Here is a 12,981-nt window from a genome sequence, read left to right as displayed (position 1 = left end):
GGCGGCTCCCAATCACTCACGAGGCTATCCATGACAATTCGCGCTGTCGTCTGGGGCGAGAATATCCATGAGCGGACCAACGAGGTGGTCGCCGGCATCTATCCGGAAGGCATGCATGCGACCATCGCCAAGGCGCTGGACACGGACAAGGCGATCTCCGCCTCGACCGCGACGCTGGAGCAGCCGGAGCACGGCCTGCCTGAGTCCCGCCTCGCCGAAACCGACGTGCTGGTCTGGTGGGGCCACAAGGACCATGGCGCGGTGGCCGACGAGGTGGTCGAGCGCGTGGCGCGAAGGGTCTGGGAAGGCATGGGGCTGATCGTGCTCCATTCCGGCCATTTCTCGAAGATCTTCAAACGGCTGATGGGCACGCCCTGCACGCTGAAATGGCGCGAGGCCGGCGAGCGCGAGCGGCTCTGGGTGACGAGCCCCAGCCATCCGATCGCCGAAGGCGTCGGCGAGTTCTTCGAACTCGAGAACGAGGAGATGTATGGCGAGCAGTTCGCCGTGCCGGAGCCTCTGGAAACCGTGTTTATCTCCTGGTTCCAGGGCGGCGAGGTGTTCCGCTCCGGGCTGACCTACCGGCGCGGCGCCGGCAATGTCTTCTACTTCCGCCCCGGACACGAGACCTATCCGACCTATCACGATGCGACGGTCCAGAAAGTGCTGCGCAACGCCGTGAAGTGGGCGCACAACCCGCAGGGATCGAAGCCCGCCATCCTCGATGCGCCGAACGTGCCTGTGGAGAAGGCGCTGGAGCCGATCGAGGAGCGTGGCGGCAAGCTGCATGCGCATGGCGAGGCCGGTTTCCGCTAAAAAAGCGTCTCTCTTCTTTCGCCTGGGATTGCGCAGAAATAGCGCTTGGATCACATTCGTTTCCGATTATTGAATCGAACCAAATCGCTCGGAGAGCAGAAAATGCGGCTTTTGATATTGGGTACCGGCTGGATGGCGCAAGAACATGCCCGCCGTTTCAGCGCCATCGAGGGCGTCGACATCGTCGGCGCGGTCGATGTCGATCCGGCGCGCGTCGGCGAATACGCCGATGCCTACAAGATCCCGAAGCGCTTCACCTCGCTGGAGGCGGCGCTCGACTGGGGCGATTTCGACGCGGTCGCCAATGTCACGCCAGACCGCATCCACCATCCGACCACCATGGCGCTGGTCGCCGCCGGCAAGCCGGTGCTGTGCGAGAAGCCGCTGGCGGAAAATTTCGGCAAGGCCAACGAGATGGCCGATGCCGCGGAAGCCGCGGGCATCGTCAACATGGTCAACCTCACCTATCGCAATGTGGCGGCACTCCAGAAGGCGCGCCAGATGGTGCAGGCCGGCGAGATCGGCACGGTGCGCCATGTCGAGGCGTCCTATCTGCAGAGCTGGCTGGTATCGAAATTCTGGGGCGACTGGCGCACCGATCCGAAATGGCTGTGGCGGCTGTCGCGCGGCCACGGCTCCAACGGTGTGCTCGGCGATGTCGGCATCCACATCCTCGATTTCGCCAGCTATGGCGCGGCGCTCGACATCGACCATGTGTTCTGCCGGCTGCGCGCCTTCGACAAGGCGCCGGGCAACCGCATCGGCGACTACCAGCTCGACGCCAATGACAGTTTCGCCATGACGCTCGACTTCGCCAACGGCGCCTTCGGCGTGGTACATGCCAGCCGCTGGGCGACTGGCCACATCAACGAACTGCGCCTGCGCATCCATGGCGACAAGGGCGCCGTCGAGGTGGTGCATAATCTCGATAGCTCGACGCTGAAAGCCTGCGTCGGCGGCAATGTCGAGAACGCCAAGTGGGAAGAGCTCGATGCCGGCACGGTGCCGACCAACTACCAGCGCTTCGCCGAGGCCGTCGGCAGCGGCGTGCAGACCGAGCCGAACTTCCGCCACGCGGCGGGCTTGCAGAAGGTGCTGGACCTAGCCGTGGTGTCGGATGAGAGGCGCGCGGAGTTGAGGGCCAACGTGGATACGCAGTGAGGGCGGAGCGCTAGTCTCCCGGATTCGGGGGAGATTGGCGGTTTCCGCGCACAATTCTTTCAACGATTTCTTGAAGCGTGGACGGACCGCTTCGTGGTTTGATGTGGCCGCGAATTCGGGAGGGAGGCTTCATTGACAGATTACATCGCGTTGCCGAAGGCAGAAGTGCATATCCACGTCGAGGGCTGCTTCGAGGCCGACGACGTGATCAGGAATTGCGAGGAGGCCGGCATTCCGCTACGCGCGCCGCGCGACAGGCTCTTCGAGGCGCACGACCTGAAGAGCTTCCTTGAGATGCTCGACTGGCTATGCGGCGTTTTCCGCACCCGTGAGCAACTGGCCGTCACCGCCTATAAGTTTTCGCGGCGAATGGCCAAAAGCGGCGTGCGCTACGCCGACGTCATCGTCAACCCGACCCATTGGCAGCACTGGCACAGCAACATCCCCGGGATGATCGACGCGTTCGACGCAGGCTTCGCGGCTGCCGAGCAGGATGGATACCCTCGGTCGGGCTTTGCGTCAGCCTCTTGCGCACCCAGTCGGCCGAAGACGCGATCGAGCTGGTGGAGTTGCTGGGCAGGATCAGACACCCGCGCGTCGTTGCCCTCTCGATCGACGGAAATGAAGCGGCCGCCGGCCGCACCGGCCCGCGCTTCGCCGAGGCGTTCCGCCGCGCCGCGGCGGCCGGATTGCGGCGGACCGTCCATGCCGGCGAGTCGAGCGGCCCCGAGGGCGTCCGCGATGCAATCGAATTGCTTGGCGCCGACCGCATCGACCATGGTGTGCGGGCTATCGAGGAGCCGGCTCTGGTCGAGCTGCTTGCGCAGAGACGGATTCCCCTTGGTGTCTGCCCGATCTCCAATGTCGCGCTCGGCGTCTATCGGTCGCTTGCCGAACATCCGATCGACGCCCTGCGCAAGGCAGGTGTGCCTGTCTCGATCAACACCGACGATCCGGCGCTGCTCGACACGACGCTCGAGGCCTCTTACGCCGCCTGCGCGGACACCTTCGGCTGGGACGGAGAAATCATCCGCCAGCTCGCCGCGACGTCAGTGCATGCTAGCTACGCCGATCCTGCGCTAAAGGCGCAGATACTGGCGGATTTGATGGTCTGGCGGGCCTGACAAAGCTCGACTTCTCGGTGTCTCGGAGAAGCAGGTTGGCATTCTACGGCCTACGGCGCCCGCTCTCTGTTCTGCCGACGCGGCCAGGCATCTACTCGGTGCGATAAATCCCCACAGCCGCCGCTACCAGCGCGGCGTTGCCATTCGCCACACTCCCGTCCGGCAGTTCCTTGCCGTCCTCCAACCCGACCCGCGTCGAAAACTTCCGCGCGGCCGCGCGCTCGACGAAGGGCCACACGGTGGCGTTCTCGCCATGCAGCAGGATGGAGCGGCGGATGCCGGCGCGCTGCAGCACCTGCTCGATGCCGTCGGCGACGGCAAAGGCCTCGTCCAGCGCCTGCTCGGAAATCTCGATCAGCACGCGCAGCACCCGGCCGCCATGGTCGAGGTCGACCAGCCGCTCGGCGTCCGCGACCGACGCCAGGCCCGCCTCGATGCCGATGCCGCGCTGGCGCAGGCTTTCCATGACGACGGGTGCTGCCGTCTCGCCGAGATTGACCGAGGCATAGTCGGGCAGCTCGCGCCATCCGGAGATGGCGACCAGGGTGCGAAGGTCGTCCTTCTCGATCCAAGCGCCGGTGGAGACGCCGATCAGCGTGCCCGGGCAGGCGCGGCGGAGTGCTGCGACCGTCCTGTCCATCGCTTCCGGCGCCAGGCTTTCCCGGCCGTCGGCGCCGCGCGCATGGACATGCAGCTCGACCGCACCCGCTGCGATCGACGCTTCGGCGTCACGCGCCATCGCCTCTGGGTCGAGCGGCAGCGCGGGGTGGAAATCGGCGGGGCGGGCGCCGTTGATGCAGGCCTGGACGATCATCTTTGCGGCAATCCTGTTTCGGCCGGCGAAAGCCTAACGCAGGATCGGATTGGTCAGAAGCGGAGCGGTGAAGTCTCCTGACAGGCCGACGCGATAACTACCCATCCCCGTGGCCTGCCGACCAAAGGGATGGCGTTCATCGCGGACGATTGCCGAACCTCGAAAGCCTGTTACGCCGGCACGCGCTTCAGGGCCTGCGCCATGCAGTGGATGCCGCCGCCGGTCTTGGAGATCTCCCTCATGTCGACGGCCGCGACCTCGAAGCCCTGCGCCTTCAGCTTCTCGATCAGCGTCTTGCTGGAGGTCGGCGCGATCACCCTGTCCTTGCCGAGCGACATGAAGTTGCAGCCAAGCGCCATCGTGTCCTGGAAGGGCACGTCGATGATCTCGTGGCCCTTGCCCTTCAGCCAGTCGACGATGCCGGGTTCGGTGCAGGCGAGGCAGACGGCGGTGAGCTTTTCGGCGATCGGCACCACCATCAGGTCGATATGGACATAGTATTCGTCGATGAAGGCCAGACGCGTCTCCCAGCCTTCCTTGTCGAACCAGGTCTGCACCTGGCGCGCGCCCTCTTCCTGGGTGCGGGCGCCGCCGCAGCCGATCAGCACCACGCCCTCTTCGATGACGTTGAAGTCGCCGCCCTCGAAGGTGCCGGCCGTCACCATGTCGTAGATCGGGATGCCGAGCTTCTCATAGGTGCGGATCGCGGCATAGTTTTCGCCGCGCCGCCACCAGTTGGCCATGGCGGTGATGAAAGCGCCGTAAGGCGTCATGACGCTGGAGTCGCGCGAATAGACCTGCATGGGCAGTTCCGGCGTCGGCTCGTGCCAATGGATGTTGACGCCGAAATGCTCGTAGGCGGCGACGAGGTCCTTGTGCTGCGCCTGCGCGATCTGGACGTTGCAGGGCGCCTCGCGCAGATGTTTTCTCGACAGAGAGCTGGTTGAGAGATGGCGCAGGAAATTGGGCGAGCCGAGCAGGACGTCGGTCAGCACGTCGGTTTCGTTGGCGAAGCCCCAGGCGGTCAGCGGCTTGGTGCCACCGGCGGGGTTGCGGCGCTGCAGCGAGAAAGGCTCGGCGACGATGCGGTCATGGACGGTCATGGGGTTCTCCTCGAGCTAATGTTGCGTGTTCATGCGGCGGGCGCGGCCGGTATCCACCAGTCGCGCCCGCGCGGCGTGGTGACATATTCCGGCCAGCGGAAATGGATCGGCGGTTCGTAGTCGCAGAGCGGCGCGATCCAGTTCGAGCCGCCGACGCCGCCACCGGTGCGGGCGACGAACTCGTCCATGGCGGCATCGCGCGCGGCCTTGTCTTCCAGCAGACGCAGCGCCGTCAGTGCGACCGTCTTGGCGGCGCAGGTGACCATGGGATCGATGGTGGCTGGAATACCGCCCAGCGCATTCATCACCCAGGCCGGATAGGCATGGCTGTTGGCAGAACGCAGCGCCGGGCGGGCGACGTAGAAGCGCGAGGTCGGCGCGTGCCAGCTCATGTCGGTGTAGTCGTCAGAGGTGGAATTCACCTGTGACGGCGGCAGGTCGCGGCGTAGGATCGCCTCGGCCTCCCGCGGCGAAATCAGCCGCTCCAACTCATCGATGAACGGGTTCTCGGTCGCCTCGCCGCCGGCATTGACCTGGACTTCGCGGGCAATGGTCTTCGCCGCCTCGTCCCAGCGCGGCGCGCCGACGGCCGAAAGCGCCTGATAGGTAATGTCGGCCATGGCGTGGTTGGCCAGCCCCGGCCGCGACTTCGAGACCCAATGGCGCTCGTGGCGGCAGCCGCTCATCTTCGCCGCCGCTTCCGCGTTGCGGTCGAGCACGGCGGTCACCTGCTCGGCCATGGCGATGGTCGGCACGCGGATCATGTACTGGATCTCGGCCAGGCCAGCCGGCAAATTGTCGGCGGTCGCCTGGCCCGCGGTCAGGATCGCCTCGCTGATCGACCAGCCGCCCTGATGCGTCAGCATGGAATCGCGCAGCGCCTTGGAGGCCATGTACATCATCATCAGCGCGTCATTGGCGCCCGGCGCCCGGACCGCCGAATGCGCCTGCGGGATGGGTGCCGCGTCGCCGGCGCGCGCCCAATTTTCGGGTTCGTCGCAGACGAAGCGGTAGATCATCGCATAGGCGGCGCCGCAATGCGTGTCCCAGCGCGCGGTGTTGCAGAGCGGCAGCATGTAGAAGGGGTGGAAGGAGATCATGCCGGCAAGGCCGTCATAATAGCCCTTGGCGGCATGGATCGGTTTCGAGCCCCTCACCTTCTCGGCCGGCTCGCCGGTGAAGCGCAGCGTGCCCTTGATGCCGTGCTCCAGCATCGCCGCCTTGGTGGCTAAAAGGCCGCCAAGGCTGCCGATGCCGAGGCCCGAATGCGGATCGGTGTGGCCGCCCGCCTCGACGCTGAGCCCGGCACGCGGCTGCTTCACCGTCGCGGCATCCTGGCAATTGCCGGGGACGGCGTCATATTCGCCATACATGCCGATCACCGGGCCGTCGCCATTCGTCCAGTGGGCACAGAAGGCGGTCGGCATGCCGCCCGAACCTTCCTCTACCGAAAAGCCCTCGCGCTTCAGCCGCTCCACATACCAGGCCGCCGACTGGTACTCGCGCCAGGCCGTCTCGCCGAAATCGAAGATGGTGCGCGTCCAGGCCGACAGCAGCGGCTGGATGCTGTCGATGCAGGCAAGCGCGGTTTCCTGCGCGGAACTCGTCACCGGTTTCTCCATGGGTCCAAGAAAAGCAGTGAAGCGGCTCATCAAAAAGTGATATGTTTTCCCAGTTCGTGCAAATTCGGTTCACCTGAGGCCTCTTGCGAATACCTTCCACGCAGGCGCTGCGCGCCCTCGACAGTTTTGCGCGTCACGGCAGCGTGTGGCGTGCCGCCGACGAGCTCCACCTCACCCGCAGCGCCGTCTCGCATCAGCTGAGACTGCTCGAACGCGACCTCGGCTTCGATCTGCTGCAGCGGATCGGCAAGGGCGTGGCGCTCACCCCGCGCGGCCAGCGCTACGCGGCCGATGTCAGGAAGGCGCTGACCGTGCTCGGCGATGCGGGAACGCAGAACAGCGGCGCCGGCGTCGGCGGCTCGTTCGCGGTTTCCTGCACGCCGGGCTTCGCCTCGCTTCTTCTATGCACCCATATTGCTGAGTTCCGGCAGATGTATCCGGATGTGTCGCTGTCGATCCTGACGCCCAGGCGGCTCGACGACGTCAGCAATCCGGACGCCGACGCCTTCATCGCCTTCGGCGTCGGCAACTGGCCGAACCGGGCGGTGGAGCTGCTTTGCGAAGTCTCCTTCACGCCGCTCTGCAGCCCGACGCTGCTCAACAAGGTCGGCGGCTTTTCCAAACCCGCCGACGTGCTGCGCGCCAATCTGCTGCATCTCTCCGACACCGAGGACTGGGCACGCTGGCTGGCATTGTCCAAGGTGGAAAATCCCGACACCGAAGGCGGCATCTTCTTTTCCGACATGAACCTCGTCTTTTCGGCGGCGATCGCCGGCCAGGGAATTGCCTTGGGCGACGAATTGACCGGCCGCCGGGCGCTAAGCGAGGGCCGGCTGGTCAAGCCGTTCGAAGCCTCGGTCCCGTCGCCGCGCTCCTATTACCTGGTGTTCGAGCATGCCAAGGCGGGCCATCCGGTGCTCAATGCCTTCAGCGAGTGGTTGAGGGCAAAGCTGTCGGAGAACAGGCTCTAGGCGCGTTGAGACTGCCGACACGCCGGAGGTGTGCGACGGAGCGCCAATCTTCAATTCGTCATCCTCGGGCTTGACCCGAGGATCCATGCCGTGACGTTGCCGAGGGCGCAGCGGCACAGAATTCCGAACCGCTGCGGCGCTCGGAGATCACGGCATGGATTCCAGGGTCTGCGCGCGTCGCTTCGCCCCTTGCTCCGCCTTAGAATGACGCCAGCATGAGTGCTTTCGCTAACCGCGAACGCGGAGGGCGCGCCGAACGCCCGCACCTGCAGTCGCGCCATCCACCCGTGAATCAAATTTGCCGATCAGGCGAAAACTATTCGGTTGCGGTGAGAAGCCTCCCTGCCTACGATTTCACCTGAGATCAAGGAAGAGGCAGGATGCAGCAACCCGGCCGGGCCGCAGAGATCAAGGCGAACGGGATCGGTAAGAGCTTCGGCTCGTTCCGGGCGCTGGATAATCTCACGCTCGATATCGGCCGCGGCGAGTTCCTGACGCTGCTTGGGCCATCCGGTTCCGGCAAGACCACTTTCCTGATGATCCTGGCAGGCTTCGTGCAGCCGAGCGAAGGCAGGCTTTTCAGCGACGGCGTCGACATAACCGACCGCCCGGCCGAGCAGCGCGCCGCCGGCATGGTGTTCCAGGGCTATGCTTTATTCCCGCATATGAGCGTCGAGCAGAACATCGCCTTCCCGCTCAAGGTGCGCAAGAAATCGGCCGCCGATGTCAAGCGCCTGGTCGGCGAGATGATCGAACGCGTCGGCCTCAAAGGGCACGAGAAGAAGCTGCCGGCGCAGCTTTCCGGCGGCCAGCAGCAGCGCGTGGCGCTAGCTCGCGCGCTGGTCTTCGAACCGGGCGTGTTGCTCCTCGACGAGCCGTTCTCGGCGCTGGACAAGAGCCTGCGCGGCCAGATGCAGGCCGAGATGAAGCGGCTGCACCAGGAGACCGGCACCACCTTCGTCTTCGTCACCCATGACCAGAGCGAGGCGCTGGCGCTGTCGTCGCGCGTCGCCATCTTCAACCACGGCAAGCTGTTGCAGGTGGGCAAGCCGGACGAGGTCTACGACCGGCCGGACAACCGCTTCGTCGCCGAGTTCCTGGGCGAGATCAACATGCTGCCGGTAAAGGGCGTCAAGCCCGCCGACAATGGCGCCACCGGTGTCTGCGAGGATCGCGCGATCAACATGCGCTGCAAGGCCGAAAAGGTCCGCGGCGACGCCATCCTCGCCATCCGTCCTGAGCACATGTCGATCGCGCCGGAGGCAACCGCAGGCGAGAACGGCATCGCCGCCACCGCGGTCGCCTCGACCTATCTCGGTGCGGCGACCAAGCTCGACCTCACCACGCGCCAGGGCGCGAAGGTCACTGTCTCGGTACCGAACGAGGTGGCGGCGGCGGCGTTGAGCAAAGGCAATTCCGTCTGGCTGACCTGGCCGGCGGAGAAGGGTTTCCTTCTTCCGGACGGAGGACAATAAGCATCGCCGCTGCGGCCTGAAATCGCCGCGCCGGCTTCCGGATCAGATCAACAAAAACAAGGGGAACTGACATGAACGACACCAAGAAGCAGACGATTGAATCCCTCGCCGAGAGGACCAGGCGCGGCGAAATATCACGCCGCCAGTTCGCGCAGCTCGCGGGCCTCGTGCTCGCCGGCACGCCGATGCTGCTGCGCTCGACCCAGTCTTTCGCCGAGACCAAAGGACTGGTGCTGGTCAACTGGGGCGGCGACGCCATCACGGCTTACGACGCCGCCTACGGCCAGGCCTTCACCAAGGACACCGGTATCCCGGTCAAGATGGACGGATCGGGCCCGACGGAAGGCGCGATCGCCGCGCAGTTCAAGAGCGGCGCGCCGACCTGGGACCTGGTCGACGTCGACCCGTTCTCGGCCATCACGCTGGGCGGCCAGGGGATGCTGGAGCCGATCGACTACAAGATCGTCGACAAGAAGAAGATGCGACCGGGCTTCGGCTGGGAATATGCCGCGTCGACCTACTTCTTCTCCTATGTGATCGCCTACGACTCGCAGAAATTCGGCTCCAACGCGCCTACCGGCATGGCCGACTTCTTCGACGTGAAGAAATTCCCCGGCAAGCGATCGCTCTACAAATGGGGCGTGTCGAGCTGGGAAGCCGCCCTTCTTGCCGACGGCGTAGCACCCGCCTCGCTCTATCCGCTCGACCTCAAGCGCGCGCATGACAAGATCGCCGCCTTCAAGGAAAACGTCGTCTCCTATTGGGGCGGCGGCGCCGAAAGCCAGAGCGTGCTGCTCAACGGCGAGGCCTCGATGGCGATCGTGTGGTCGACGCGCGCCTCGCTGATCGAGCAGGACTCCGGCGGCCAGATCAAGTTCATCTGGGACCAGGGCCTGATCTCGCCCGGCGCGCTTGCCGTGCTGAAGAACAATCCCGGCGGCAAGGAGGCGGCGATGAAGTTCATCGCCAGCACCCAGGACCCGCAGAAGGAACTGGTGATGTTCGACAAGCTCGGCCAGGGTCCGGCCAATCCGGCGGCCGACGCGCTGATCCCGGCCGACAAGAAGCGCATCAACCCGGTCGATCCGGAGAACATGAAGAAGCAGATCCCGCTCGACATGGACTGGTACGCCAAGAACTACGGCAAGGCGCTGGACGAATACACCAAGATCATCTCCGCCTGACCGGGCGGGGATGATCTTGCCGATGATGAAAGGCACCCTCTCCGACAGGATGGGCGCGGCGCTGTTGATGGCGCCGCTGCTCCTGTTCCTCATCCTTGCCTATGCCTGGCCATTCCTCGGCGTGGTGAAGTGGAGCTTCACCCTCCCCACGGCCGGCCTCGGCCAGTACCATGCCTTGCTCACCGACGACCTGGTTCAATCGGTGTTCATCCGCACGCTGCGCATCGCGGCGATCGTCACGGTCGTCTCGGTCACCGCCGCCTACGCGATTACCGTGGTGTGGGTGCGCGGCAGCCCGGTGCAGCGCGTGCTCGCTGAATTCTGCATCCTGGTGCCGTTCTGGATCTCGGTGCTGACGCGCGCCTTCGGCTGGGTGGCGCTGCTCTCCAACCGCGGCCTGATCAACACCTGGCTGCAATCGATCGGCTTCATCTCCGAGCCGCTGACCTTGGTGCGCAACGAATTCGGCGTCATCGTCGGCATGTCGCATTTCCTCATCCCCTTCGCGGTGTTCCCGCTGGCTTCCGCCATGCGCAGCCTGGACGAGCGCGTGCTGCTCGCGGCGCGCGGGCTGGGGTCCAGCCGCATGCGCACCTTCTGGACGGTGTTCGTGCCGATGACGCGCTCCGGCATCATCGGCTCGGCGCTGATCGTCTTCGTGTTCTCGCTAGGCTTCTTCGTCACGCCGGCGATCCTCGGCGGCGGCCGCAGCGTCATGATCGCGGAGCTCATCTATCTGCGCATCTTCCAGAGCCCGGATTGGGGGCTGGGCGCTGCAATCAGCGTCGTGCTGGTGGTGTTCGTCGGCGCGCTGATGGCGCTCTTGTTCCGCTACGTCAAACCGAAGCAATTGGTGTAGCGCGCGATGCCGACCTACCGCCCCGGCCCCGTCTCGCTCATCCTCGCCGTGCTGGTGGCGCTGTTCCTGCTGATGCCGCTGCTCGCCGTCATCCCTGTCTCGCTGACGCCGAGCCGCATGCTGGCCATGCCGACGGGTGAGTTGTCGCTGCGCCATTACCGCTCGCTGATCGAGGATCCGCGCTGGCTGGAGTCCATCCTGCTTTCGCTCAGGATCGGCATGGTCAGCAGCATCTTCTCCACCGTGCTAGCGCTTACCTTCAGCCTGGGCGTCTGGATGTTCCAGCCGCGTTTCACCGCCGCCCTGGTCGGCTTCGTGCTGTTGCCGATGGTGGTGCCGCCTGTGGTCTCGGCGGTGACGCTGTACTTCCTGCTCACCTCGGTCTCCGGCCTCACCTCATTCTTCGGCTACGACACCTGGCTGGGTGTCGCCATGGCGCATTCGGTGATGACCGTGCCCTTCGCCACGGTGCTCATCCTGGTGTCGCTCAGCCAGCTCGACCGGCGCATCGACCTAGCCGCGCGCGGGCTGGGCGCCGGCGTGTGGGAACGCGCGACACGCGTCATCATGCCCAACATCAAGTTCGGCATCGTCACCGCGGCGCTGCTTTCCTTCGTGCTCTCCTGGGAAGAGATCGGCGTCACGTTGTTCATCACCTCGGTCAACGCGATCACCCTGCCCCGCCTGATGTGGATGGGGCTGCGCGACAACATCGACCCGGCGATCGCGGCGCTTTCGGTGATCCTGATCGTCATCACGGTGCTGGTGCTGGCGGTGAGGAGCGTGGTCAACAGGCAGCGCACCGGCAACTAGGGCGTGTCGCCCAGAAGTGTGCTGCAGTTCTGGGTCAACGACATGCATCAAAACAAAGACTTAAAGCGCGTCGCCGGAGTCCGTTTCAGCGCAACGCGCTTCAAGGCAATTCCAGGAAAAATGTGTAACGGTTTTCCGCCCGGAATTGCGTAAAAACAAAGAGATAGAGCGGTTTGCCGTTTCCATGAAACGCTCGTCCGACCACAACGCATTCGATCCACAGAAAATCCGCGACATTCCCAATCCTTGTGTGACGGGCGTCATGGAAGGCCGGTACCTGGCAACCTATCCAGCCGCATGGAAACCCTGCCGCTGGTGACGCTCGCCTTCATATCGGTGCTGGGGATGGCGGTTCCAGGACCGGATGTCGTGCTCGCCATCAGCAACGGATCCCGCTACGGGATCAGGCGCGCCTTGTTTGGCGTGGCCGGTGTGGTGCTATCCGACATCATCCTGATCTGCGTGGTGGCGTTCGGCTTCGGAGTGCTTCTGGCGGCTTCGGAATTCTACCTGTCGGCCGTCAGGATGGTGGGTGCCATCTATCTGTTTTTCATAGCCGTTGGCGCGCTCCGCACATCCACCGGTTTGCGCCATGCAATCGATCGGGACTTTCACGAGAAGGTCCACTCGACAAAGGCACTGATGTTTCGCTGCTTCATGGTGGCCGTCACAAACCCAGGCGCATGGCTGTTCTTTCCCGCCGTCCTGCCGCCCTTCGTCGACACAAGTGAGCCTATCGCAGTGCAATACGCCGTTCTGGCGGTCATCATCGCCGTGGCCGACGTCTTCGTGCTGATGCTTTACGCCATGCTGGGGTCGCGGGCGGCGAAGCTTCTGGCCGGCCCGAACGCAATGTGGATCGACCGGCTGTACGGCATGGCCCTGCTTGGTTTCTCAAGCGTTCTGCTCCTGCAATCGCTCGGGCACCTCTGAGGCGCGGGCTGGTGCTGGCCGTGCGCGGCCTATCCTAATGCATGTCGCCCAGAAGTGTGCAGCGGTTCTGGGCCAACGACATGCACAAAAAACAAAGACTTAAAGC

12 protein-coding genes and 1 pseudogene are annotated in these 12,981 nt (G+C 64.7%); 10 read left to right on the top strand and 3 right to left on the bottom strand.

Annotation, left to right across the window (positions count from 1 at the left end; translation table 11 throughout):
* Positions 1–30: 30 nt before the first annotated feature.
* The 4 genes and pseudogenes from YU3_RS0107450 (at position 31) to YU3_RS42090 (ending at position 3,101) form a co-directional block, all read left to right on the top strand.
* A complete protein-coding gene (locus tag YU3_RS0107450) occupies positions 31–816 on the top strand; it encodes a ThuA domain-containing protein (protein ID WP_027165650.1) in 786 nt (261 codons plus the stop codon).
* Between the two features lie 102 nt (positions 817–918).
* Positions 919–1,977, top strand: coding sequence for a Gfo/Idh/MocA family oxidoreductase (locus tag YU3_RS0107445; RefSeq protein ID WP_027165649.1), 1,059 nt, complete (start codon positions 919–921; stop codon positions 1,975–1,977).
* 165 nt (positions 1,978–2,142) lie between these two features.
* Positions 2,143–2,412: pseudogene (locus YU3_RS42095) on the top strand (adenosine deaminase); the annotation flags it as partial.
* A gap of 92 nt (positions 2,413–2,504) precedes the next feature.
* On the top strand, positions 2,505–3,101 hold the full coding sequence (locus YU3_RS42090; RefSeq protein WP_280795540.1) for a hypothetical protein: 597 nt from the start codon (positions 2,505–2,507) through the stop codon (positions 3,099–3,101).
* A 91-nt stretch (positions 3,102–3,192) separates the two neighbouring features.
* Here the strand turns inward: YU3_RS42090 and YU3_RS0107435 are convergent, their stop codons facing one another.
* The 3 genes from YU3_RS0107435 to YU3_RS0107425 form a co-directional block, all read right to left on the bottom strand.
* Positions 3,193–3,915 (bottom strand): 3-keto-5-aminohexanoate cleavage protein, encoded by a 723-nt coding sequence (locus YU3_RS0107435; protein ID WP_027165648.1) that lies wholly within the window; start codon positions 3,913–3,915, stop codon positions 3,193–3,195.
* Positions 3,916–4,085: 170 nt separating this feature from the next.
* Positions 4,086–5,018, bottom strand: coding sequence for a dimethylarginine dimethylaminohydrolase family protein (locus YU3_RS0107430; RefSeq protein WP_027165647.1), 933 nt, complete (start codon positions 5,016–5,018; stop codon positions 4,086–4,088).
* Between the two features lie 29 nt (positions 5,019–5,047).
* Positions 5,048–6,640 carry a peptidase M20 gene (locus YU3_RS0107425; protein WP_027165646.1) on the bottom strand — a complete coding sequence of 531 codons (1,593 nt, stop codon included), beginning with the start codon at positions 6,638–6,640 and terminating at the stop codon, positions 5,048–5,050.
* An 83-nt stretch (positions 6,641–6,723) separates the two neighbouring features.
* Between YU3_RS0107425 and YU3_RS0107420 the strand changes: the two genes are divergently transcribed.
* From YU3_RS0107420 to YU3_RS0107395, 6 genes are all read left to right on the top strand, one after another.
* Positions 6,724–7,611, top strand: coding sequence for a LysR substrate-binding domain-containing protein (locus tag YU3_RS0107420; RefSeq protein ID WP_027165645.1), 888 nt, complete (start codon positions 6,724–6,726; stop codon positions 7,609–7,611).
* Between the two features lie 380 nt (positions 7,612–7,991).
* Positions 7,992–9,086: an ABC transporter ATP-binding protein gene (locus YU3_RS0107415; RefSeq protein ID WP_027165644.1), complete on the top strand. Its 1,095-nt coding sequence runs from the start codon at positions 7,992–7,994 to the stop codon at positions 9,084–9,086.
* Between the two features lie 71 nt (positions 9,087–9,157).
* Positions 9,158–10,270 (top strand): ABC transporter substrate-binding protein, encoded by a 1,113-nt coding sequence (locus YU3_RS0107410; RefSeq protein ID WP_027165643.1) that lies wholly within the window; start codon positions 9,158–9,160, stop codon positions 10,268–10,270.
* 25 nt (positions 10,271–10,295) lie between these two features.
* Positions 10,296–11,129, top strand: coding sequence for an ABC transporter permease (locus tag YU3_RS0107405; protein WP_027165642.1), 834 nt, complete (start codon positions 10,296–10,298; stop codon positions 11,127–11,129).
* Between the two features lie 6 nt (positions 11,130–11,135).
* Entirely contained in the window at positions 11,136–11,942 is an 807-nt protein-coding gene (locus YU3_RS0107400; RefSeq protein WP_027165641.1) for an ABC transporter permease, read from the top strand.
* Between the two features lie 297 nt (positions 11,943–12,239).
* The gene (locus YU3_RS0107395; RefSeq protein WP_027165640.1) at positions 12,240–12,875 is read left to right on the top strand and encodes a LysE family translocator; all 636 of its coding nucleotides are present in this window, start codon (positions 12,240–12,242) and stop codon (positions 12,873–12,875) included.
* The last annotated feature ends 106 nt before the right edge of the window (positions 12,876–12,981 follow it).

This window comes from Mesorhizobium sp. WSM3224 (assembly GCF_000427725.1).
Taxonomy (GTDB): Bacteria; Pseudomonadota; Alphaproteobacteria; order Rhizobiales; family Rhizobiaceae; genus Mesorhizobium.
This window is presented reverse-complemented; position numbering and strand designations above follow the sequence as displayed.